At 75.0% G+C, this 22,162-nt stretch carries 16 protein-coding genes; 4 read left to right on the forward strand and 12 right to left on the reverse strand.

Annotated elements, in window-relative coordinates:
* The 9 genes from cysD to ACSLIC_RS22525 form a co-directional block, all read right to left on the reverse strand.
* Entirely contained in the window at nt 1–942 is a 942-nt protein-coding gene (cysD, locus tag ACSLIC_RS22485; protein WP_436739511.1) for a sulfate adenylyltransferase subunit CysD, read from the reverse strand.
* Nucleotides 939–1,607 (reverse strand): adenylyl-sulfate kinase, encoded by a 669-nt coding sequence (gene cysC, locus ACSLIC_RS22490; RefSeq protein WP_436739512.1) that lies wholly within the window; start codon nt 1,605–1,607, stop codon nt 939–941. The genes cysD and cysC overlap by 4 nt, the downstream gene beginning before the upstream one ends.
* A 3-nt stretch (nt 1,608–1,610) precedes the next feature.
* Nucleotides 1,611–2,336 carry a phosphoadenylyl-sulfate reductase gene (locus ACSLIC_RS22495; protein WP_436739513.1) on the reverse strand — a complete coding sequence of 242 codons (726 nt, stop codon included), beginning with the start codon at nt 2,334–2,336 and terminating at the stop codon, nt 1,611–1,613.
* A complete protein-coding gene (locus ACSLIC_RS22500; protein ID WP_436739514.1) occupies nt 2,333–2,515 on the reverse strand; it encodes a hypothetical protein in 183 nt (60 codons plus the stop codon). The genes ACSLIC_RS22495 and ACSLIC_RS22500 overlap by 4 nt, the downstream gene beginning before the upstream one ends.
* Nucleotides 2,512–4,209 (reverse strand): nitrite/sulfite reductase, encoded by a 1,698-nt coding sequence (locus ACSLIC_RS22505; protein ID WP_436739515.1) that lies wholly within the window; start codon nt 4,207–4,209, stop codon nt 2,512–2,514. The genes ACSLIC_RS22500 and ACSLIC_RS22505 overlap by 4 nt, the downstream gene beginning before the upstream one ends.
* 123 nt (nt 4,210–4,332) lie before the next feature.
* Nucleotides 4,333–4,419 (reverse strand): putative leader peptide, encoded by an 87-nt coding sequence (locus ACSLIC_RS22510; RefSeq protein ID WP_436740448.1) that lies wholly within the window; start codon nt 4,417–4,419, stop codon nt 4,333–4,335.
* Nucleotides 4,420–4,606: 187 nt separating this feature from the next.
* Nucleotides 4,607–5,242: a GNAT family N-acetyltransferase gene (locus ACSLIC_RS22515; protein WP_436739516.1), complete on the reverse strand. Its 636-nt coding sequence runs from the start codon at nt 5,240–5,242 to the stop codon at nt 4,607–4,609.
* A 53-nt stretch (nt 5,243–5,295) separates the two neighbouring features.
* Nucleotides 5,296–6,585: a GAF domain-containing protein gene (locus ACSLIC_RS22520; RefSeq protein WP_436739517.1), complete on the reverse strand. Its 1,290-nt coding sequence runs from the start codon at nt 6,583–6,585 to the stop codon at nt 5,296–5,298.
* Nucleotides 6,586–7,094: 509 nt separating this feature from the next.
* Nucleotides 7,095–8,729 (reverse strand): acyl-CoA dehydrogenase family protein, encoded by a 1,635-nt coding sequence (locus tag ACSLIC_RS22525; protein WP_436739518.1) that lies wholly within the window; start codon nt 8,727–8,729, stop codon nt 7,095–7,097.
* A 17-nt stretch (nt 8,730–8,746) separates the two neighbouring features.
* Here ACSLIC_RS22525 and ACSLIC_RS22530 point away from each other — a divergent pair, with 17 nt between their 5' ends.
* Nucleotides 8,747–9,982 carry a YhjD/YihY/BrkB family envelope integrity protein gene (locus ACSLIC_RS22530; RefSeq protein WP_436739519.1) on the forward strand — a complete coding sequence of 412 codons (1,236 nt, stop codon included), beginning with the start codon at nt 8,747–8,749 and terminating at the stop codon, nt 9,980–9,982.
* Nucleotides 9,983–10,228: 246 nt separating this feature from the next.
* Here the strand turns inward: ACSLIC_RS22530 and mmuM are convergent, their stop codons facing one another.
* The 3 genes from mmuM to ACSLIC_RS22545 form a co-directional block, all read right to left on the reverse strand.
* Entirely contained in the window at nt 10,229–11,104 is an 876-nt protein-coding gene (gene mmuM, locus ACSLIC_RS22535; RefSeq protein ID WP_436740449.1) for a homocysteine S-methyltransferase, read from the reverse strand.
* Between the two features lie 201 nt (nt 11,105–11,305).
* On the reverse strand, nt 11,306–12,307 hold the full coding sequence (locus ACSLIC_RS22540) for an endonuclease/exonuclease/phosphatase family protein (RefSeq protein ID WP_436739520.1): 1,002 nt from the start codon (nt 12,305–12,307) through the stop codon (nt 11,306–11,308).
* Between the two features lie 88 nt (nt 12,308–12,395).
* Nucleotides 12,396–13,463 (reverse strand): PucR family transcriptional regulator, encoded by a 1,068-nt coding sequence (locus ACSLIC_RS22545; protein WP_436739521.1) that lies wholly within the window; start codon nt 13,461–13,463, stop codon nt 12,396–12,398.
* 310 nt (nt 13,464–13,773) lie between these two features.
* Between ACSLIC_RS22545 and ACSLIC_RS22550 the strand changes: the two genes are divergently transcribed.
* From ACSLIC_RS22550 to ACSLIC_RS22560, 3 genes are all read left to right on the forward strand, one after another.
* On the forward strand, nt 13,774–14,388 hold the full coding sequence (locus ACSLIC_RS22550) for a hypothetical protein (protein ID WP_436739522.1): 615 nt from the start codon (nt 13,774–13,776) through the stop codon (nt 14,386–14,388).
* Between the two features lie 345 nt (nt 14,389–14,733).
* Nucleotides 14,734–16,833: a flotillin family protein gene (locus ACSLIC_RS22555; protein WP_436739523.1), complete on the forward strand. Its 2,100-nt coding sequence runs from the start codon at nt 14,734–14,736 to the stop codon at nt 16,831–16,833.
* A gap of 427 nt (nt 16,834–17,260) precedes the next feature.
* Nucleotides 17,261–22,162 carry a DNA repair ATPase gene (locus tag ACSLIC_RS22560; RefSeq protein WP_436739524.1) on the forward strand — a complete coding sequence of 1,634 codons (4,902 nt, stop codon included), beginning with the start codon at nt 17,261–17,263 and terminating at the stop codon, nt 22,160–22,162.

Genomic DNA, 22,162 nt, shown 5'->3' on the forward strand with positions numbered 1-22,162 from the left:
CTAGAAGTACCCCTCGCGCTTGCGGTCCTCCATGGCGGCCTCGGAGAGCCTGTCGTCGGCGCGGGTGGCGCCGCGCTCGGTGAGGCGGGAGGCGGCGATCTCGGTGATGACGGCGTCCAGAGTGGTGGCGCCGGAGTCGACGGCTCCGGTGCAGGACATGTCGCCGACGGTGCGGTAGCGCACGAGGCGGGTCTCGACCGGCTCGTCGTCCTTCGGGCCGCCCCACTCGCCGGCGGTGAGCCACATGCCGCCGCGGCGGAACACCGGCCGCTCGTGGGCGAAGTAGATCTCCGGCAGCTCGATGGACTCGCGGGCGATGTACTGCCAGACGTCCAGCTCGGTCCAGTTGGAGAGCGGGAAGACGCGGACGTGCTCGCCGGGGGCGTGGCGGCCGTTGTAGAGCTGCCACAGTTCGGGGCGCTGGCGGCGCGGGTCCCACTGGGAGAACGCGTCGCGCAGCGAGAAGACCCGCTCCTTGGCGCGGGCCTTCTCCTCGTCACGCCGCCCGCCGCCGAGGACCGCGTCGAAACGCTGCTCCCGGATCGCGTCGGTCAGCGGCACGGTCTGGAGCGGGTTGCGGGTCCCGTCCGGGCGCTCACGCAGGTCACCCCGGTCGATGTACGCCTGCACCGAGGCCACGTGCAGCCGCAGCCCGTGCCCGGCCACCGTGCGGTCCCGGTACTCCAGCACCTCGGGGAAGTTGTGCCCCGTGTCCACGTGCAGCAGCGAGAAGGGCACCGCCGCCGGCGCGAACGCCTTCAGCGCCAGGTGCAGCATGACGATGGAGTCCTTGCCGCCCGAGAAGAGGATCACCGGACGCTCGAACTCGCCCGCCACCTCCCGGAAGATGTGCACGGCCTCCGACTCCAGCGCGTCCAGGTGGCTCAGGGCGTACGGGGTCTCGGGGCCGGCGGCCCGCGCGGAGGAAGCGATGGTTCTCATGCGCCTCGCCTTTCTTCTTCGGAGCCGGCGGGCTGCCCGGGGGTGAGCAGCCCGCGCCCGGCCAGCAGCGTCCGCAGGCTCTCGGCCGACTCGGCGACCGTCGCGGTGTGCGTCCCGATCCGCAGATCCGGGGCCTCGGGCACCTCGTAGGGGTCGTCCACTCCCGTCAGGCCGCTGATCTCGCCCGCCGCCTGACGCGCGTACAGGCCCTTCACGTCGCGCTCGGCGCAGACCTCCACCGGGGTGGCGACGTGCACCTCCAGGTACGGGGTGCCGTTCTTCGCGTGCCGCTCGCGGACGGCCGCGCGGCTGTCCGCGTACGGCGCGATGACCGGCACCAGCACGGTCACGCCGTGCGAGGCGAGGAGTTCGGCGACGAAGCCGATGCGCTGGACGTTGGTGTCCCTCTCCGCCCTCCCGAAGCCGAGGCCGGCCGAGAGGAAGGTGCGGATCTCGTCACCGTCGAGGACCTCGGTGCGGTGGCCGTCGGCGCCGAGCAGGGCCGCCGTTTCCCGGGCGAGGGTGGTCTTGCCGGCGCTCGGCAGACCGGTGAGCCAGACGGTGGCTCCGCTCACGTTCTTCTCCTGCCTCTGCGGATCATGCTGCGGGGTACGGGTCTGCGAGGGGGCCGCCCCGGTGGGCGGTGCGGGGGTGGTGGTCTCCATGGTTCAGCCGTGCAGCCCGCACTCGGTCTTGGCCGTGCCCGCCCAGCGCCCGGCCCGGGCGTCCTCCCCGGCCGCCACGCGGCGGGTGCAGGGGGCGCAGCCGACGGAGGCGTAGCCGTCGGTGAGCAGCGGGTTGGTCAGCACGCCGAACTCGCCGACGTACGCGTCCACGTCGTCCTGGGTCCAGCGGGCGATGGGGGAGACCTTGACCTTGCGGCGGCGCGCGTCCCAGCCGACGACCGGGGTGCCGGCGCGGGTCGGCGACTCGTCGCGGCGCAGCCCGGTCGCCCAGGCGTCGTACCCCGACAGGCCCTCCGCGAGGGGCTTGACCTTGCGCAGGGCGCAGCACAGGCCGGGGTCACGTTCGTGGAGCTTCGGGCCGTACTCGGCGTCCTGCTCGGGCACGCTCTGACGCGGGCTCAGGGTGAGGACGTTGACGTCGAGGACGGCGGCGACGGCGTCGCGGGTGCCGAGGGTCTCCGGGAAGTGGTAGCCGGTGTCGAGGAAGACGACGTCCACGCCGGGCCGCACCCGGGAGGCGAGGTGGGCGACGACCGCGTCCTCCATCGAGGAGGTGACGCAGAACCGCTCGCCGAAGGTGCCGGCGGCCCAGCGCACGATCTCCAGCGCCGGCGCCTCCTCCAGCTCGGCCCCGGCCCGCTCGGCGAGGGCCCGCAGCTCCGCCTCGCCGGCGTCCGCCGCGGCCGGTTCGACGCGTGTCCCGCTCATACCGCCTCGCCCTCTCCGTACGTGCCACGGGCCGGCCCACGGGTGAGCAGGCCCAGGAACTTCAGCTGGAACGCGCGGTTGCAGGCGGCGCACTCCCACGCGCCGTGGCCCTGTTCACCGGGGCGCAGGTCCTCGTCGCCGCAGTACGGGCAGTGGAAGGGGGCGGCGCGCTCGCTCACGACAGGGCCTCCTCGTCGGCACGGGCGGCCCAGGTCGCGAACCGCTCGCCCTCCTCGCGCCCCTCCTGGAAGCGCCTGAGCACCCGCTCGACGTAGTCGGGGAGTTCGTCGGCGGTGACCTTCAGTCCGCGCACCTTGCGGCCGAAACCGGCCTCCAGGCCGAGCGCACCGCCGAGGTGTACCTGGAACCCCTCGACCTGCCTGCCGTCGGGGTCCGTCAGGAGCTGCCCCTTGAGGCCGATGTCGGCGACCTGGATGCGGGCGCAGGCGTTCGGGCAGCCGTTCAGGTTGATGGTGATCGGCTCGTCGAACTCCGGTATGCGGCGCTCCAGTTCGTCGATGAGCGCGGCGCCGCGCGCCTTGGTCTCGACGATCGCCAGCTTGCAGAACTCGATGCCGGTGCAGGCCATCGTGCCGCGCCGGAAGGGCGAGGGGGCGGTGGCCAGGCCGAGCGCCTCCAGGCCGGCGCTGAGCGGGGCGACCTGCTCCTCCTCGACGTCGAGCACGAGCATCTTCTGCTCGGCCGTGGTGCGCAGCCGGCCGGAGCCGTGCGCCTCCGCCAGCTCGGCGATCTCGACCAGGGTGGTGCCGTCGACGCGGCCGACGCGTGGGGCGAAGCCGACGCAGAAGCGGCCGTCGCGCTGCCGGTGGGCGCCGATGTGGTCGCGCCAGCGGGCCAGCGGTTGTTCCGGGGCGGGGCCGTCGGTGAGCCTGCGGCCGAGGTAGTCGTCCTCCAGGACCTGGCGGAACTTCTCGGTGCCCCAGTCGGCGAGGAGGAACTTCAGCCGGGCGCGGGTGCGCAGGCGGCGGTAGCCGTGGTCGCGGAAGACCGAGATGACGCCCTCGTAGACCTCGGGCACCTCCGCCAGCGGCACCCAGGCGCCGAGGCGCTGGCCGATTCTGGGGTTGGTGGAGAGCCCGCCGCCGACCCACAGGTCGAAGCCGGGGCCCAGCTCGGGGTGGCGGACGCCGACGAAGGAGACGTCGTTGATCTCGTGGGCGACGTCCAGCAGCGGCGAGCCGGAGATCGCCGACTTGAACTTCCGTGGCAGGTTGGAGAACGCGGGGTTGCCGATGACGCGGCGCTGGATCTCCTCGATGGCCCAGGTGCCGTCGACGATCTCGTCCTCGGCGATCCCGGCGACCGGCGAGCCGAGGATGACGCGCGGGGTGTCGCCGCACGCCTCGGTCGTCGACAGGCCGACGGCCTCCAGCCGGTTCCAGATCTCGGGGACGTCCTCGATCCTGATCCAGTGGTACTGGATGTTCTGCCGGTCGGTGATGTCGGCGGTGCCCCGGGCGAACTCCTGGGAGATCTCACCGATCACCCGCAGTTGCCGGGTCGTCAGCCGGCCGCCGTCGACGCGGACCCGGAGCATGAAGTACTCGTCGTCCAGCTCCTCCGGCGCCAGCACGGCGGTCCTGCCGCCGTCGACGCCGGGGCGGCGCTGGGTGTACAGACCCCACCAGCGCATACGGCCGCGCAGGTCGTCGGGGTCGATGGAGGCGAAACCACGCTGGGAGTAGATCGTCTCAATGCGTGTCCGCACATTGAGACCGTCGTCATCCTTCTTGAACTGTTCGTTGCCGTTGAGCGGGGTGAGGTGACCCGCTGCCCACTGACCCTCACCACGGTGACGGCCCGCCTTGCGGCGCGGCGTGGCGGCAGCGGGATTCTGCGGGGTTGCGGCCATGGCTGATACGTCCTTCGGGACAGCAGGAAGCGGCTCTGACCTGGGCATACGTGCGAGCGGGCAGGCGTGCGCGACGTGGTGCGGGCCGAGCGGGGAGAGAGGGGGCGGGGCAGGCGCTGAGGACTAGCGGCCCGGCCGACAGATGGCGCTGGACACGCGGCCGAGATCGACGTGCCGCCGACTCACCAAGGCAGTTCCAGCTGTGGACATGGCGGAAGCGTGGCACGTCGCTCTTCCGGCAGTCCACCATAATCCAACATGCGGACACCCCTGTCCCGAATGGCGGGACAAGGGTGTCGGAGGGAGAGTGCGACGGCCGGCGCCGGCGCTGGACGAACGAGCCGCATTGCGGACGTAGCGGTCACGCCGCGCCGGGCGGACCGCTCCTGACGCCGGATCAGTCCCCGGCGGCCGGCCGCCCGGGCTCCTCGACGCCGTACGGCAGCGGGCCGGCCCCCGGCCACGGGCCGGGCGTCGCCACCTCGTCCTCCTCGGCCGTCTCGGTGCGGTAGAGCCGGAAGCCGCGCCGCAGGTAGTTGTCCATCGCGTGCGGACCGTCCTTGCTGCACGTGTGCAGCCACACCCGCTCGGTCGGAGCGAAGCTCTCCCGCCGCTCGGCGAGGTCCCAGGCGCGCGCCACCGCCTCCGACAGCAGCGGCCCGCCGATCCCGCGCCCCCGGAAGGCCGGGATCAGCCCGAAGTAGACGATCTCCACCGAACCGTCCGGCGCAGCCTCCAGCTCGGCGTACCCGGCGGGCGTGCCCCGGTCGTACGCCACCCAGGTCTCCACCTCCGGACGGCAGACCGCCCGCTCCCACTCGGCCCAGGTCAGCGCCAGCCGGTCGGTCCAGCGGATGTCCTGGCCGACGGAGGCGTAGAGGAAGCGGCTGAACTCCGGGGACGGGGTCTCCGCCCGCATGATCAGCGGGCCGCCGCCGTCCGGAGCGGCGGCCCGGGCGCGGGCCGCGGTGGCGGGGCGCAGATCCGCGGGGGAGGTCTGCTCCAGGTACCAGGTGGTCACGGTGATGCTCATACGGCCAGGCAACCATGCGCCCCGGCCGGCCCCCGACCCGCCTCCCGCCCTGCTCAGCGCCGGGGCGCCGCTTGGCCGCGGGCCCGTGCCACGGCCGGGGCCAGCGAGTGCGGCAGCAGCGCCGACCGGTCCTCGGGGAGCACCACCTGCACGCCGGTACCCTCCCGGAAGCGGTACGGGCGGTGCTCCAGCAGCTCGCCGAGGTAGCGGCGCATCCGCGACAGCTCCGCCCGGACCGTCACCCGGCGCCCCGGGTCCCCGAAGACCGCCTCGGCCAGAGCGGCGGCCGAACACCCCGACTCCTCGCCCGCCAGGAGGAACAGCAGCTCGGCGTGGCGCGGCGAGAGGTCGTGCGTCCACGAGCCGACCTCGCCCGCCACCGTCAGCGACGGCCGGGCGGGTGCGGAGAGGTCCAGCCGCAGCCGAGCCGCCCCCGCGCGCGGGCACGGGGCCGGTCGCAGCAGCCAGCCGCCGGGCAGCGGCTCGGCCCCGCAGAGGCCGAGCGGACCGAGGCGGACCGGGCCCGCGCTCAGCGCCCGCGGCAACGGCAGCCGGTCCACCGGCGCCATGCCGGTGACCGCCGCGACCCAGCCCGCCTCGTCCACGGCCACGGCCCGTCCGCCGATCCGGGCCAGCAGCGGCGCCGCGACCGAACGCAGCCGGTCCAGGCTGCGCAGATGGCGGGCGCGCAGCTCCGCCTCGGCCAGCTTCGCCACCGACTCCACCAGCTTCAGCATCGCCGGATGCAGGGTCTCCAGCAGACCGCTCACGTCGACCACGCCCAGCAGGCGGCCGTCGCGGGGGTCGGTGATCGGCGCGCCCGAGCACGTCCACCGGTGGTGGGTGCGGACGAAGTGCTCGGCCGAGAAGACCTGTACCGGCCGGCGCGCCACCAGGGGCGTGCCGAGGCCGTTGGTCCCCGAGGTGGCCTCCCGCCAGTCGGCGCCCGGGACCAGTCCTGTCGCGTCCGCGTGACGGAGCACCGCCTGATGGCCCTCGCGCCACAGCACGATGCCGTCCGCGTCGCAGACCACCATGATGTGCTGCGCCGCCTCCGCCACCGAGACCAGGCCGTCCCGCAGCAGCGGCAGCACCTCGGTGAGGTGCGAGCGCTGGCGGCGCTCGGCCAGCTCGGCGGAGGTGAGCGGGCGGGGGCGGACCGCCCGCTCCGGGTCGACGCCCCGGCGCAGCATCCGTTCCCAGGACGCGCCTATCTCCGGGCGGGGCGGGACGGCCGGGGGCTTGCCGGAGAGGGCTGCCGCGTGCGTCTCGGCCATCAGCCTCGCCGCACGGCGCACGTCCCGGCCGGTGAGGCGGCCTAGGTCGATGGCTGCCTGGGTCACGGTGGGTCTCCTCGATCGTCGCCCGGGGGTGCGCTCCGCGCGGGGGTGCGCCGGGTGGCGGGGCGCGGTGCTTTGGACATCGTGCCTGGGAGCGGGGGGTGCGGGGGTGGACTTCGCCGATCGGGCTGCAACCCTCTGCAACTCTCGTGCGAGGTGGGGCGGGAGATGAAGCTTGGGGGGTGGTTTCGCCTTCGGCTCCTGGCCGAGGGGTGGCTGCTGGGGGTGGTGCCGTGTCGGCGCGGCACCACCCCCTTCTTCGTCCTCAGGTGCCGGACCGGCTGGGGGGTGTCCTCGGGTCTCGGACGGCTGCGGTGGGGTGTCCTCAGGCGCCGGACGGGCTTGGGAAGTGCCCTCAAGCGCCGGACCAGGTCGTCGGCTCGGCCGTGCACGCGCCCCGCCACCTCGCCCTGCTCATGGCGCTGGCCCGAAGGCGCCACGTGGGGGAGATCGTGCTGCGGCCCTGAGGAGGCGTGCCAGCCCCCGTTCGGCCGTTGCCGGCCTGTCTCCGCTCAGACCCGCGGCGTCGCCCGCGTGACCACCGCGCCCAGATCGAGCGTGTGGGGCAGCGTGCCGAAGGCGTGCCCCCAGTCGCCGCCCAGGCGGGAGGCGCAGAAGGCGTCGGCGACCTCCGGTGGGGCGAAGCGCAGGAGCAGGGAGCCCTGGAGGACCAGGGCCATCCGCTCGACCAGCCGCCGGGCCCGCCCCTCGATGCCGTCGAGGTCGGCCAGCTCGGTGAGGAGCCGCTTGATCGCCCCGTCGAGCCGGTGGTCGGCGCCGCGCGCCCGGCCCACCTCGCAGAGGAAGGCGTCGAGCGCCCCGGGCTCGCGGCCCATCGCGCGCAGCACGTCGAGGGCCTGCACGTTGCCCGATCCCTCCCAGAGGGAGTTGAGCGGCGACTCCCGCAGCAGCCGGGGCATACCGGACTCCTCCACGTAGCCGTTGCCGCCCAGGCACTCCAGCGCCTCGGCGGCCACCGCGGTGCACCGCTTGGTCACCCAGTACTTGGCGACCGGCACCGCGATCCGCAGGAACGCCTGCTCGGCCTCGCTCCCGTCGTCGTAGGCGGCGGCCAGCCGCAGCGCCAGGGTGGTCGCCGCCTCGGACTCCAGGGCGAGGTCGGCGAGGACGTTGCGCATCAGCGGCTTGTCGGCGAGGAGCCCGCCGAAGGCCGAGCGGTGCGCCGCGTGGTGGGTGGCCTGCGCGAGGGCCTGCCGCATCGTCGCCGCGCTGCCGAGGACGCAGTCCAGGCGGGTCGCGGCCACCATGTCGATGATGGTGCGCACCCCCCGCCCCTCCTCGCCCACCCGCCGCGCCCAGGTCCCGTCGAACTCGACCTCGCCGGAGGCGTTGGACCGGTTGCCGAGCTTGTCCTTGAGCCGCTGGATCGCGAAGGGGTTGCGGGTGCCGTCCGCAAGCACCCGCGGCACCAGGAAGCAGGAGAGCCCGTCGGGCGCCTGCGCCAGCACCAGGAAGGCGTCGGACATCGGGGCCGAACAGAACCACTTGTGCCCGGTCAGCAGGTACGTGCCGGACTCGGCGAGCGGCTCGGCGCGGGTCGTGTTGGCCCGGACGTCGCTGCCGCCCTGCTTCTCGGTCATCCCCATCCCGACCAGCACACCGGCCTTCTCGGCGGCGGGCCGCAGCCCCGGGTCGTACGTCCGGGAGGTGAGCAGCGGCTCCCAGAAGGCGGCCAGCTCCGGATCGCGGCGCAGCGCGGGGACGGCCGCGTGGGTCATCGACAGCGGGCAGCCGTGGCCCGCCTCGGCCTGCGTCCACACCAGGAACCCGGCCGCGCGCCGCAGATGGCCGCCGGGCCGGGACCAGGCGGCGGTCAGCCCCGCCGACACGGCGTGGCCCAGCAGCCGGTCCCAGGCGGGGTGGAAGGCGACCTCGTCGATCCGGTGGCCGTACCGGTCGTGGGTGTGCAGGACGGGGCTGCTCTCGTTGGCGAGGACGCCCCACTCCTGGGCCTGCGCGGAACCGGCGGCACGCCCGAGTTCGGACAGCTCCGCCCGTGCCTCGTCGAGGAGCGCCGCGTCGAGGTGGCGCTCCACGCCCTCGGTGAGCGCGCGGTCCGCCGCGTAGACGTCGTATCCGACCAAGGGCGGGGGCTGATTGGTCACGGTGTGGGTGCTGGCTGCCATGCCGCTACGGTAAGGAGGTGGACCAGGCAAAGGAAACACCCGAGCGGCCCTCCGGCCGGCTTCGACGTGCTCGTGCGCTCTACCGCAACGTGTCGATGCGGAAAACCGCCTGGCTGCTGCTGAAGGACACCGTCAACTCCTGCATGGAGTACCGCATCCTCGGGCTGGCCGCCGAGGCCGCGTTCTTCACGCTGCTCTCCGTGCCGCCGCTGCTGCTCAGCCTCATCGGCCTGCTCGGCTACGTCGACAGCTGGACCGGCGCCGACACCATCGCCAGCGTCGAGCAGAACATCCTGGAGGCGTCCCGCGCGGTCCTCACCGACCAGGGGGTCCGCGAGATCGCCCAGCCGATCCTGCACGACGTGACCAAAGGAGGCAGCCCCGACCTGATCTCCATCGGCTTCCTGCTGGCGCTCTGGTCCGGCTCGCGCGCGGTCAACGTCTTCATCGACACCATCACGGTCATGTACGGCCTGGACGGTGTGCGCGGCATCGTCAAGACGCGGCTGCTCGCCTTCCTCCTCTTCATCGTCGCCCTGCTGGTGGGCTCGGTCGTGCTGCCGCTGATGGTGATCGGACCGGACACCCTGGTCTCGGTGGTGCCCTGGAGCGAGAACCTGGTCCAGCTCCTCTACTGGCCGGTCCTCCTCCTTCTCTCCGTGGTCTTCCTGACCACGCTCTACCACGTGTCGGTGCCGGTCCGCTCCCCGTGGATCGAGGACACCCCGGGCGCCCTGGTCGCCCTCGGCATGTGGGTCCTCGGCAGCTTCCTGCTGCGGATCTACCTGACCAACACCGTCGAGGGCCCCACCATCTACGGTTCGCTGGCCGCCCCCGTCGCCGTGCTGCTGTGGATCGGGGTCTCGGCCTTCGCCGTGCTGGTCGGCGCCGCCGTCAACGCCGCCATCGACCGCGTCTGGCCCTCCGTGGCCACCGCCGCCGCCCGCGCCGCCAACGACGCCGCCCGCGAGGAGCGCGCGGCGGCCGGCGCCCGGGCCGGGCGGGAGGACCCCGACGACCCGGAGATGCCCTCCGAGTTCCCCGAGCGCTGGTCCAAGTTCCTGCCCCCGGAGGACGTCACCGGCCGGCTGCGCGGCCAGATCCGGCGCGGTGGCGCCCCGGAGCCCGCGACTGCGACGCGCCCACCCGAAGCCGGGATCGGAGCCGCCGACCGGCCCCCCGACGGCGCCCCGGCCCCGCACCCCGCTGCCTCGTCGGCCCCGGTCTTCCCCCGGGGCGACAGCGACCGCTGACCCTCGTACCCCGCCCCCCGCCGGGAGCGGCCCGCCCCGACGTGCGGTGCCGGCTCGGCGCCCTCGGGGAACTCCGGCCCGAGCCGTCGGCGGAAGGCGGGGGAGGCGGTGAGGCCGGCGGCGGCGATGACGGGCGCGTCGAAAGGACCCGGCCGGACGTCCGCGTGCCCGTGGGCGCGAGCGTGGGCGGCGGCGGAACACGCGTGCTGAACGCATCGGCAACACCTGGCACGGGTCAGGGACGGCCTACCCCCGCACCGCCTCCGCCACCTCCCGTACCGTCCCCGCGCCCACCCGGCAGCAGCCGCCGACCAGCCGGGCCCCCGCCGCCACCCATGCCCCGGCCAGGCCGGCCAGGGGCCGGGCGGGCCCGCGCCAGGTACGGGCGCCCGGGTCCCAGCGCTCGCCGCTGTTCGGATAGGCCACCACCGGCTTGCCCGTGACACGGGCGGCGAGCCGGACCGCCGGTTCCACCTCGCGCGGATCACAGCAGTTGACGCCGACCGCGACCACCTCCGGCGCGTCGGCGGCCAGGGCGAAGGCGTCCGCGAGGCGGTCACCGGCGCGGGTCCGGCCGTCCGCCACGGAGTACGAGAGCCAGGCCGGCACCCCGAGCCCCCGGACCGCCCGCAGCAGCGCCCGCGCCTCGTCCGCGTCCGGCACCGTCTCCAGTGCCAGCACGTCGGGCCCGGCGGCGGCCAGCACCTCCAGACGGGGCCGGTGGAAGCGCTCCAGTCCCGCGACGCTCAGCCCGTAACGCCCCCGGTACTCGGAGCCGTCGGCCAGCATCGCCCCGTACGGCCCCACCGAGGCCGCCACCCAGAGCGGCCCCACCACCCCGTCGTGCGCCCGCGCCTCGTCCGCCGCCCGCCGGGCCAGCTCGACACCGGCCGCCAGCAGCCGCGCGGTGGCCGCCCGTCCCGTACCCCGGCGCGCGAACCCCTCGAAGGTCGCCTGGTAGCTCGCGGTGATCGCCACCTCGGCCCCCGCCGCGTAGTACGCCCGGTGCGCCGCCACCACCTCCCCGGGCGCGTCGGCCAACAGCCGCGCCGACCACAGGGCGTCCGAGAGGTCGTTCCCCTGCGCCGCCAACTGCTCGGACAGCCCACCGTCCACCACCAGGGCCCGTTCCCCGAGCGCCTCGACGAACGAACCAGCACTGCCCACGTACGAAGTCACCCCTCCTTGGTACCGCACCCGGCCCTCACCGCCCCTTGCCTGGCCCGGTCGCCCCCTCGTAGCCCGGTCGGCGCTTGAGGCCGTCCTTGACCGGCACGGGCAGCAGGAGAGCGACGCCCCACCCCGGCCCAGCCGGCCGCAGGCTCACCCTCCCCGCAGGTCCACCCGCGCCAGCACCGGCAAATGATCACTCCCGGTCGCCGGGAGCGTGTGCAGCTCCACCACGGCGGCCGACCGCCCCAGCACGTGATCGATCCGCGCCACCGGAAACCGCTCGGGCCAGCTGAACGCGAAATGCCCCTGCGGCCTCCCCAGCCGCCCGGTGACGGGCGCGAGCCCCCGGTCGTCGAGTGTCCCGTTGAGATCCCCGGCCACGAGCACCCGCCCGGACCGCTCCCGCTCCAGCCGTGCCCCGAGCAGCCGCGCGCTCTCGTCCCGGCGCTGGGTGCGCATCCCCTCGGAGGTGATCCGCAGCGAGGGGAGGTGGACCACGTACACCGCGACGTCCCCGTGGGGCGTCCGCACCACCGTGCGCAGCCCGCGCTGCCAGCCGTCGCCCACTGCGGAGGGCCGCAGGTCCACCGGCTCGTCGGAGAGCAAGGGGTGCCGCGACCAGAGGGCGACCGTTCCGTACGCCACGTGGTGCGGGTACGCCTCGCGCAGCGCCCTGCGGTACGACGGTGCCGCCTCCTCGGTCAGCTCCTCCACCGCGATCAGGTCGGGACCGGGCGCGGCCAGCGCCTGGGCGGTGCCGACCGGGTCGGGGTTCTCGTCGCTGACGTTGTGCTGCACCACCGACAGCCGCGCCCCGTCCCCCGAGGCCCCGCCCGTCACCAGCGGCGCGAAGAGCAGCAGCCACGCGGCCAGCGGCACCGTGGCCGCCCCGACCGCGAGCGGCGAGCGCCGGGCCAGCCCCACCACCAGCAGCAGCACGGCGAGCACGCCGAGCCACGGGAGGAAGGTCTCCACCAGACTCCCCGCCCGGAACCGGGCGTTGGGCACCAGCTGGGGGAAGAGCAGCACCGCGGCCAGCAGCACCGACACCGCCGCGCCGAACCGCCCCGGCCGCCGCCTCCTGTCCACCCCGTCCTCCTGCGGGGCCCCGGCCCCGCCGTCCGCCGCCGTGGAATCTTCGTACGCCGTCATCCCTCGCGCACCCCCGTGTGCGTCCGTCGTGAACTCCCCGGCCGGCCGTGTCCGGGGGCTCCACCCTGCTGTACGGCAGGGCGGACCCCTACAGCGGGGTCCCCGGCCAGCCTGCCAGGCGTGCCCCGAGCACGGCTGTCTGCAGGGTGTAACGATGCAGCGGCTCCGCGGGGTTGTGGCCCGTCAGCCGGTGGATGCGGGCCAGGCGGTAGGTGAGGGCGCGGACGCTCAGGCTCAGCTCCCGCGCCGCCTGGGCCGCCACGCAGCCGGCGTCGAAGTAGGCGGTCAGCGTGTCCAGCAGTGGTTCCGCGCCGCCGCGTGCCTCGGTCAGCGGTCCCAGCACGCTGCTCACCAGGTCGGCGATGGCCTGCCGGTCCCGGGTCAGCACCGGGTAGACCAGCAGGTCCGCCGAGCGCACCACCGGGTCGTCCAGAGCCAGCCGTTCGGCCAGGTCCAGCGCGTTCAGCGCCTCCTCGTAGGACTGCACCACCCCGCCCGCGCCCGGGTGGGAGCGGCCCACCGCGACCCGCCCGCCGTCGGTCGCCGCGTGCGCCTGCTTGGCGAAGTACAGCAGCACCTCCTCCTGGTCGGCCGGGGCGACGCAGATCAGCCGCCCGTCCTTGGTGGTCACCAGGATCGACCGCTCCCCGAACCGCCCGGTCAGCGCCCGCTCCACCACCTGCGCCACCGGGTCCGTCTCGTCGTACGGTTCCGGGCCCACCGCCACCGCCACCGCGTGCGCGTGCGACAGCAGCAGCCCGAACCGCTCAGCCCGCTCCGCGACCCGCCCGAGATCGCTGCGCCCGTACAACAGGTCGTCGATGAACTCCCGGCGGGCCGCCTCCTCCTGGCGTACCGCCATCCGCTGCGCCCGCTCGTACCCGGAGGCGAAGGCGTCCACGGACTGCTCCATCGCCGCCAGCACCCCGTCTATCGCCGCCGGGGTACGGGCCGAGGCCGGCCAGTGCTCCCTGGTCACGGCGAGATGGCGGCCGACGAGGGTGCGCAGCGGTATCCCGGCATCGGCGGCCCGCTCGCCCAGTGTCCTGCGGGCCTGTATCTCCTCGCGGGTGAGCCGCCGCCCGGTCTCTCCCACCTCCGTGAGTATCCGGTCGTAACCGGACACCCAGTCATCGGTCCGCTCCTCCGTCGTCAAGGGTTCCCTCTCCTTCTTGGCGGGTTGTTAGCGCCTTCTTAACGCCTGGGTGCGGCCTCGTGAAGCCCGTGAGGGGGACCGCATCCGGCATCAAGGATGCATCAAGATTGCCGGAGGTCGGCAATGCGGGGGAAGCCGACAGCCTGTCAGGATGCTCTCGGTGGAAACGGGGAGAGAGTCCCGGTGCCGTACCGCGGAAACCTTCGTGGTGCCGCCGGGACGTCCCGCCCGGACCGTGAGGCCCGGCCGACGTCCACCCGGGGGAGCGGGGTGCGAGGGGCACCGCCGCGGGCACGGACGGGGAAGCCGCATGGACGAGTTCATCGACACGATCAGCCGCTTCCCCACCGTCGTCTTCACCGCCGCCCTCGCCGTCGTCCTGGTCTTCTGGGTCCTGGTCCTGATCGGCGTCACCGACGCCGACGGCTTCGACGCCGACGCCGATCTCGGCAGTCTCGGACTGGGCGGGGTCCCGGTGACGGTGGCGGTCTCCGTCTACGTCACCACCGGCTGGCTCGCCAGCCTCACCGGAGGGGTCCTGGCCGGGCGCGCCGGCACGGCGGGCGTGGCCCACGCCGCCCTGGTCCTCCTCGTCCTCGCCGCCGCCCTGGCGGCGGCCTGGGGCCTGACCCGGCTGCTGCTGCGGCCCCTGCGCACGCTCTTCCCCGACGAACCCGGGCCGTCCCGGCTCGACTTCGTCGGCTCCACCTGCACCATCCGCACCGGGCGGGTGGACGGCGGGTTCGGACAGGCCGAGGTGGTCGCCGAGGACGGCTCCACGGCCATCGTCCAGGTCCGCACCAGCGACCCCGACCCGGCCCTCGTCTCGGGCCGGACCGGACTGCTCTACGCCTACGACGTGGCCGGAGAGTTCTTCTGGGTGGCGCCCTTCGACGCGGCACTCGACCCGCGCATCCGCCCCTGACCAGCAGATACCGCCCGCATGGCAGCACCACCCGTACCGACCCGCACCATCCGCACGACCTGACCCAGGCCCGCACGCGCGCGTCCCGCTCCCGCTCCGGCGCGGAGCCGCGTCCCGCGGGCTGCGGGGCGCACCAGAGGTCCTGCCCGGCGCCCACGGCGCCCGGCACTTCCCGAGCCGGCACGAGCCGGGGGAGTACCGGACACCGCGGACACGCACAGGACCTCACGGCCACCCCGCGCCGGGCCGCACCCGGCACCGCACACCGCCCATCCGGCGGGCACGGCCGGCCCGTACCCGCCCGGACGTGCCCAGGCACGTCCCCATGACCCTGTGAGGCCGCTTGTGAACGCCATCACCTGGGGGGTCGGCGCCGCAGGCGTCGTCGTCCTGCTGCTCCTGCTCGCCCTGCTGCTCGTCGTGACCCGCCTCTTCCGCAAGGTCGAACAGGGCAAGGCGCTGATCGTCTCCAAGGTCCGCTCGGTCGACGTGACCTTCACCGGGCAGGTCGTCCTGCCCGTGCTGCACAAGGCCGAGACCCTCGACATCTCGGTGAAGACGCTGGAGATCTCCCGCACCGGACGGGAGGGGCTGATCTGCCGCGACAACATCCGCGCGGACATCCGCATCCAGTTCTTCCTGCGCGTCAACAAGACGGTCGAGGACGTCATCCGGGTCGCCCAGGCCATCGGCACCGCCCGCGCCAGCGACGCCGGCGCGCTCCAGGAGTTCTTCAACGCGAAGTTCTCCGAGGCCCTGAAGACCGTCGGCAAGCAGCTCGACTTCACCGACCTCTACACCCAGCGCGAGGAGTTCCGCGACCGCATCATCGCGGTCATCGGCACCGACCTCAACGGCTACAGCCTGGAGGACGCGGCGATCGACTACGTCGAGCAGACGCCCCTGGCCCAGCTCGACGCGCAGAACATCCTCGACGCCCAGGGCATCCGCAAGATCACCGAGCTGACCGCCGCCGAGCACGTGCGCACCAACGAGTTCCAGCGGCACGAGGAGAAGGAGATCACCCGCCAGGACGTCGACGCCCGCGAGGCGATCCTGGAGCTGGAGCGGCGCCGCTGTGACGCAGAGATCACACAGCGCCGAGAGATCGAGACGCTCCGGGCCCGCGAGGAGGCCGAGATCGCCCGGGTCGCCGAGGAGGAGCGGCTGCGCGCCCAGACCGCCTTCCTGCACACCGAGGAGAACCTCGGCGTGCAGCGCGAGAACCAGGCCCGAGAGATCGCCGTCGCCCAGAAGAACCGCGAACGCGTCATCGCGGTGGAGTCCGAGCGCATCGAGAAGGACCGCCTGCTGGAGGTCATCGCCCGCGACCGGGAGACCGAACTGACCCGGATCGCCGCCGACAAGGAGGTCGAGGCCGAGCGCCGCGACATCGCCGAGGTCATCCGCGAGCGCGTCGCCGTCGACCGGACCGTCGCCGAGCAGGAGGAGTCCATCAAGCGGCTGCGCGCCGTCGAGGAGGCCGAGCGCGACCGGCAGGCCCTCGTCATCGCCGCCGAGGCCGAGGCCCAGGAGCAGCTGGTCAAGGACATCAAGGCCGCCGAGGCCGCCGAGCAGGCCGCCGTGCACCGCGCCAACGAGGAACTCACCCTCGCCGAGGCCCGGGTCAAGGCCGCCGGGCTCGACGCCCAGGCCAAGCTCAAGCTCGCCGAGGGCATCCAGGCCGAGCGGGCCGCCGAGGGCCTGGCCCGCGTCCAGGTCCAGGAGAAGGAGGCCGACGCGCTGGAGAAGACCGGCCTCGCCGAGGCCCAGGCCACCGAGGCGCGGCTGCGCGCCGAGGCCGCGGGCGAGCGTGCCAAGGCCCTGGCCCGCGCCGAGGGCACCACGGCGCAGGCCGGCGCGGACGCCGCCGCCGTCGGGGAGAAGCTGAAGGCGGAGGCGGCCGGACTGACGGAGAAGGCCGCCGCCATGGCCGCCCTGGACGAGGCGTCGCGCGGGCACGAGGAGTACCGGCTGCGGCTCGACGCCGAGAAGGAGATCCGGCTCGCCGGGCTCCAGGCGCAGAAGGAGGTCGCCCAGGCGCAGGCCACGGTGCTCGCCACCGGCCTGGAGAGCGCCGACATCAACATCGTCGGCGGCGAGTCCGTCTTCTTCGACCGGATCATGGACTCGGTCTCCTTCGGCAAGGGCCTGGACGCCTTCGTGGGCAGCTCCGTCACCGCGCGGCGGCTCGGCGCCGACTGGCTCGACGGCACCAGCTCCTTCACCGGCGACCTGACCAGCGTCCTGTCCTCGGTCACCAGCGGCGGCCTGCGCGACCTCAGCGCCTCGGCGCTGATGGGCCGCCTCGCCAAGGAGGGCCTGTCCGCCGACCGGGCCGGCGAGCTCCTCGACCGGGCCCGTGAGGCCGGGCTGCTCACCGCCGACGCGGCGCCCGCCCCGGCCGGGAAGGCTCCCGACGGCCGGAGCGAGACGGCCGGCTGACCCCCCCGCCACGGACCACGGCTCCGGCACCACCGGACGCCCCCGGCCGACCACCGGGGGCGCCCGAAGGCACCATGCCGGACGCCGGACGGCGGGGCTCAGGGGGAGCCCCGCACCCGACCGGAGTGCCGGTCCGGGACCCGTAGCCGCCGACACAGGGGGCGGCAGCTGCGGCCCGGACCGGCCCTCCGAGCGGCAAGGAGAAGACAGGGGGGAGGGACGGTGGGCCGCCCGGGTCGGCCCACCACCCGGGCGGCCCGCACCCCGCAGACCCCGTACGCCGCCGGACCACGAGCCCGCCGCGCCCACCCGGCCCGCGACGGCGGACCGTACCGGCCCGGCAGGGCACCCGCCCCGGCCCACCGCCACCGGCCCCGCCGGGGACGCAGGCCCCGCCCGCCGGCACAGCCCAAGGAGCACCCAGCAGATGACCACCTCGCCCACCACCCCGCAGCCCCAGGACCAGGGCGCGGGCCCGGCCGCTCCCCGGCTCGACGGCGCCGCCTACGACGTGCTGCGGGATCGGCTCGCCGCCCAGGCGGACGAACTGGCCCGCCGGGCCGAAGCGCTGGACGCCCGCCGCACCGAGGCGTTCGGGTCGACGGCCCCGGCCGCCACCGGCACCCTCACCCTGCGCACCGCCCACCCGGCCCGCGCCGCCGACCTCGCCGCCCTCGGCGACGTCCTGCTGTTCGGCGTACGGGACCTGCCCGACACCGTCACCGCGGGCGCCGGACCCGCCGTCGGCGACGTCTTCTCGCTGCACGCCCGCGACGGCTCGCCGCTGCCCGAGGACGCCGTGCCCGGACTGCTCGACGACCCGGCGTTCCGCACCGAGTTCGCCGCCCTGCACCGCTACTACCGCCGGGCCCGGCTGCTGCGCCTGCGGCGGGCCGGGCAGAAGCTGCTCGCCGTCTTCCGGACCGGCGAGCGCGTCGCCGACCTGCGGGTGCTGCGCTGGTCCGTGGCCGCCGACGGCTCCGTCGCCTTCCTCGACGCCCGGGGCGAGCGCGACGCCCGCGAACCCGCCCCCGGCGGACCGGGCGTCGAGTGGACGCCGGCCACCCGCGGCGACCACGTGCTCGGCCGCCACCCCTACGTCGCCGTCGCCGAGGGCGTCGGCGTCTCCACCGTCGGCGGCCACCTCACCGTCACCACCGGCGACGAGGGTGCCCCCGCCCACCGGGAGCCCGTCGCCGAACCCCTCCAGTCCCTCGCCGACGCCGACCTCGCGCACGCCCGCGTCGGCCCCCTCGTCCTGCTGCGGGTGCGCCCGTACAAGGAGGAGGAGTGGCGCCACCTGGTCGTCCACACCCCGACCGGCGCCGTGCACCGGCTCGACGCGCCCGACGGCGCCTTCCGCCGCCTCCCCGACGACCAGGGCGTCGTCCACTGCGGCGGCATGTTCCTCGCCGACGGCACCGGCCGGAGCTTCGAGGACCGGGCCGCCACAGCCCTGGAGTTCGACCGCGAACTCCGCTCCCCGCTCGGCGAGGACGTGCTCTACGCGTACCACGCCCACGGCCTCGCCCCCGGGCTCCTGCTCTCGTACAACATGCTCCGCAAGGAGCTGGCCGCCCCGCTGCGCTGCACCGGCTGGGCCCGGCACGAGGACGGTACCCTCGCGGTGCTCCGCGCCGACGACGGCGGCGAACCCACCCGCGTCCACCCCGTCCAGCTCTGGCGCACCCCCTACGTCGCCGACACCCTGGCCGACGCCTACGGCGGGGACGGGCCGCTGGCCCGGGTCGGCAACCCCGACCTGGTGCGGGCGCTGGGGGCCTGCCTCTCCCTGGCCCGTACGGCGGGTGGCGCCACCGAGCCCACCGTCGCCGTCTACCGGACGCTGCGCGAGGACTGCGCCGCAGTCCTCGACCGGCACCCCTGGCTCGGCGATCCGGAACTCGGCGCGCTGCACGAGCCGCTGGAGCGCGTCCGGGAGACCGCCGGGCAGATCATCGACGAGTTCCAGCACGTCACCGACCTCACCCGGCAGGCCGCCCAGGCCCTCGACGGGGCCGCTGAAGAGGCCGCCGCCCTGGTCCGTCGCGTCCGGGGCGAGGCGCCGAGGTCCGCTGACGGCTGGGTCGCCTCCCTCACCGCGCTGCGCCGCGCCCACGGCCGCATCGTCGCCACCAAGGAGCTGCGGTACGCCGACGCCGAGCGCGCCGACCGGCTCGCCGCCGGACTCGGTGAGGAGACGGCCGCCGCCGCCCGTCGCGCAGTCGGCCACCTCGCGCGGCCCGACGCCTTCGCCGCCCACCACGAGGACGCGGCCCGCCTCACCGAGGAGGCCGAGGCCCTGGCCACCGCCGCCGGGGCCGCGCCGCTCGCCCGCGCCCTGGACGAGCACACCGAACGGCTCACCGCGCTCTGCGAGGTCGTCGCGGGCATCGACATCTCCGACGCCACCGTCCGTACCGGCGTCCTGGAGGCCGCCGCCGACGTCCTCGGCGCCGTCAACCGCGCCCGCGCCACCCTCGCCGCCCGCCGCCGCGCCCTCGCGCAGACGGAGGGCCGCGCCGAGTTCGGCGCCGAACTCGCCCTGCTCGCCCAGGCCACCACCGCCGCGCTGGCCGCCGCCGACACCCCCGAGCGCTGCGCCGAACAGCTCGCCGGACTGCTGCTGCGCGTCGAGGACCTGGAGAGCCGCTTCGCCGAACAGGACGCCTTCCTCGACGACCTCGCCACCCGCCGCGAGGAGATCCACGAGGCGTTCACCACCCGCGGCCAGACCCTCGCCGACGCCCGCGCCCGCCACGCCCAGCGGCTCGCCGACTCCGCCGACCGGGTCCTGGCCTCCCTCACCCGGCGCCTGGCGGCCCTCCCCGACCAGGAGGCGGTCAGCGCCTTCCTCGCCACCGACCCGATGGCCGCCAAGGTCACCCGCACCATCGAGGCGCTGCGCGAGGCCGACGACCCGGTCCGCGCCGAGGAACTGGCCGGACGCCTCAAGGCCGCCGGCCAGGAGGCCGCCCGCGCCCTGCGCGACCGCGCCGACCTGTACGCCGACGGCGGGCGCACCGTACGCCTGGGACGCCACCGGTTCGCCGTCACCACCCGCCCCGCCGAACTCACCCTCGTCCCCGACGGCGACACCCTCGCCTTCGCCCTCAGCGGCACCGACTACCGCAGCCCCGTCAGCGACCCCGGCTTCGCCGCCACCCGCCCCTACTGGGAGCAGACCCTCCCCTCGGAGTCCGCCGAGGTCTACCGCGCCGAACACCTCGCCGCCCGGCTGCTCGCCACCCACGGCGCCGACACCCTCGCTACCGCCGACCTGCCCGCGCTGGTCCGCGCCGCCGCCGAGGCCGCGCCCGAGGAAGGGTACGAACGCGGCGTCCACGACCACGACACCGTGCGGATACTCGGCGCCCTCCTCCCGCTCCACCAGGGCGCGGGCCTGCTCCGCTTCCCCGCCGCCGAACGCGCCGCCGCCCAGCTCTTCTGGGCCCACCGCACCGACCCGGACACCCGGGCCGGCCTCACCCGCCGCGTCCGCTCCCTGGCCCGCGCCCGCGCCGCCTTCGGCCCCACCGGCGCCGAGGAGGAGCTGCGCGCCGAACTCGCCGACGCCCTCGCCGCGAGCGCCGCCCCCGGCACCGACGGCATCGACACCGGCCTCGCCGCCGCCTACCTCTTCGAGGAGCTGGCGGGCCCCGGCGAAGGGTTCGCCACCGGTGGCGCGGCCCGCGCCCTGCTGGAGACGTTCCGCCGCGCCGCGGGCCCCGCCTACGAGGAGGACCTCGCCGCCCTCGGCCCCGGCTCGCTGCCCGCCGCCCACCAGCTCGTCACCGCCTGGCTCACCGCCGCCACCGCCGCCGGCGGCGACACCACCGGACCCGGCGACCTCGCCGAGGCCGCCGCGATCGAACTCTGCCCCGGCCTCGACCGGTACGAGCTGGACGCGCCGCTCACCGCCACCGCCGACGGGCTCCTCGGCGACCACCCCCGCATCCACCGCCGCACCCTCGTCCTGCGCCTCGACGCCTTCCTCGCCCGCACCCGGCACTTCGCCACCCGCACCCTCCCCGGGTTCCGCGCCTACCAGACCCGCCGCGCCGCCCTGGTCGCCGCCGAACGCGACCGGCTCCGCCTCGACCGGCACCGCACCGGCGTCCTCACCTCCTTCGTCCGCAACCGCCTCATCGACGAGGTCTACCTGCCGCTGATCGGCGACAACCTCGCCAAGCAGATCGGCGCCGCGGGAGCCGCCCGCCGCACCGACCACAGCGGCCTGCTGCTCCTCCTCTCCCCGCCGGGTTACGGCAAGACGACCCTCATGGAGTACGTCGCCGACCGCCTCGGCCTGCTCCGGGTCCGCGTCGACGGACCGGCCATCGGCCACCGCGTCACCTCGCTCGACCCGGCCGAGGCCCCCGACGCCACCGCCCGCCAGGAGATCGAGAAGATCAACTTCGCGCTGGCGGCGGGCGGCAACACCCTGCTCCACATCGACGACATCCAGCACCTCTCACCCGAACTCCTCGGCAAGTTCATCCCGCTCTGTGACGCCCAGCGCCGCGTCGACGGCGTCCAGGACGGCCGCCCCCGCAGCTACGACCTGCGCGGCAAGCGGTTCGCCATCTGCATGACCGGCAACCCGTACACCGAGTCCGGCCACCTCTTCCGGGTGCCGGACATGCTCGCCAACCGGGCCGACGTCTGGAACCTCGGCGACGTCCTCACCGGCAAGGAGGACGCCTTCGCGCAGAGCTTCGTGGAGAACGCCCTCACCTCCCATCCCGACCTCGCCCCGCTGGCCGGCCGCGACCGTGCCGACCTCGACCTCTTCCTCCGCTTCGCCCGGGGCGACACCTCCGCCCGGCCCGACGCGCTCCGCGCGCCCTGCCCGCCCGCCGAGCGCGAGCGCGCCACCGCCGTCCTGCGCCACCTGCTGGCCGCCCGCGAGACGGTCCTCGCGGTCAACGCCGCGTACATCGCCTCCGCAGCCCAGGCCGACGAGACCCGCACCGAGCCGCCGTTCCGCCTCCAGGGCTCGTACCGCAACATGAACCGGATCGCCGAACGCCTCTCGCCCGTCATGGACGACAGCGAGCTGGCCGCGCTCATCGACGACCACTACCGGGCCGAGGCCCAGACCCTCACCGGCGGCGCCGAGGCCAGCCTCCTCAAACTGGCCGCCCTGCGCGGCCGGCTGACCGAGGAGCAGGCCGCGCGCTGGGAGCAGCTCCGCGCCGCCCACGTACGCCACCAGGCGATCGGCGGCGCCGACGGCGACCAGCTCGGCCGGGCCGTCGCCGCCCTCGGACTGCTCGCCGACCGGCTCGCGGCGGTCGAGGGGGCGATCCGGGGCGGGGGGTCGTAG

It is taken from the genome of Streptomyces sp. BBFR102 (genome assembly GCF_051397025.1).
Classification (GTDB): domain Bacteria; phylum Actinomycetota; class Actinomycetes; order Streptomycetales; family Streptomycetaceae; genus Streptomyces.

Bases quoted from the DNA above. Each gene is read 5' to 3' on its own strand.
- cysD (WP_436739511.1), bottom strand. From the start codon at position 942: ATGAGAACCATCGCTTCCTCCGCGCGGGCCGCCGGCCCCGAGACCCCG.
- cysC (WP_436739512.1), bottom strand. From the start codon at position 1,607: ATGGAGACCACCACCCCCGCACCGCCCACCGGGGCGGCCCCCTCGCAG.
- ACSLIC_RS22495 (WP_436739513.1), bottom strand. From the start codon at position 2,336: ATGAGCGGGACACGCGTCGAACCGGCCGCGGCGGACGCCGGCGAGGCG.
- ACSLIC_RS22505 (WP_436739515.1), bottom strand. From the start codon at position 4,209: ATGGCCGCAACCCCGCAGAATCCCGCTGCCGCCACGCCGCGCCGCAAG.
- ACSLIC_RS22510 (WP_436740448.1), bottom strand. From the start codon at position 4,419: ATGTCCACAGCTGGAACTGCCTTGGTGAGTCGGCGGCACGTCGATCTC.
- ACSLIC_RS22515 (WP_436739516.1), bottom strand. From the start codon at position 5,242: ATGAGCATCACCGTGACCACCTGGTACCTGGAGCAGACCTCCCCCGCG.
- ACSLIC_RS22525 (WP_436739518.1), bottom strand. From the start codon at position 8,729: ATGGCAGCCAGCACCCACACCGTGACCAATCAGCCCCCGCCCTTGGTC.
- ACSLIC_RS22540 (WP_436739520.1), bottom strand. From the start codon at position 12,307: ATGACGGCGTACGAAGATTCCACGGCGGCGGACGGCGGGGCCGGGGCC.
- ACSLIC_RS22550 (WP_436739522.1), top strand. From the start codon at position 13,774: ATGGACGAGTTCATCGACACGATCAGCCGCTTCCCCACCGTCGTCTTC.
- ACSLIC_RS22560 (WP_436739524.1), top strand. From the start codon at position 17,261: ATGACCACCTCGCCCACCACCCCGCAGCCCCAGGACCAGGGCGCGGGC.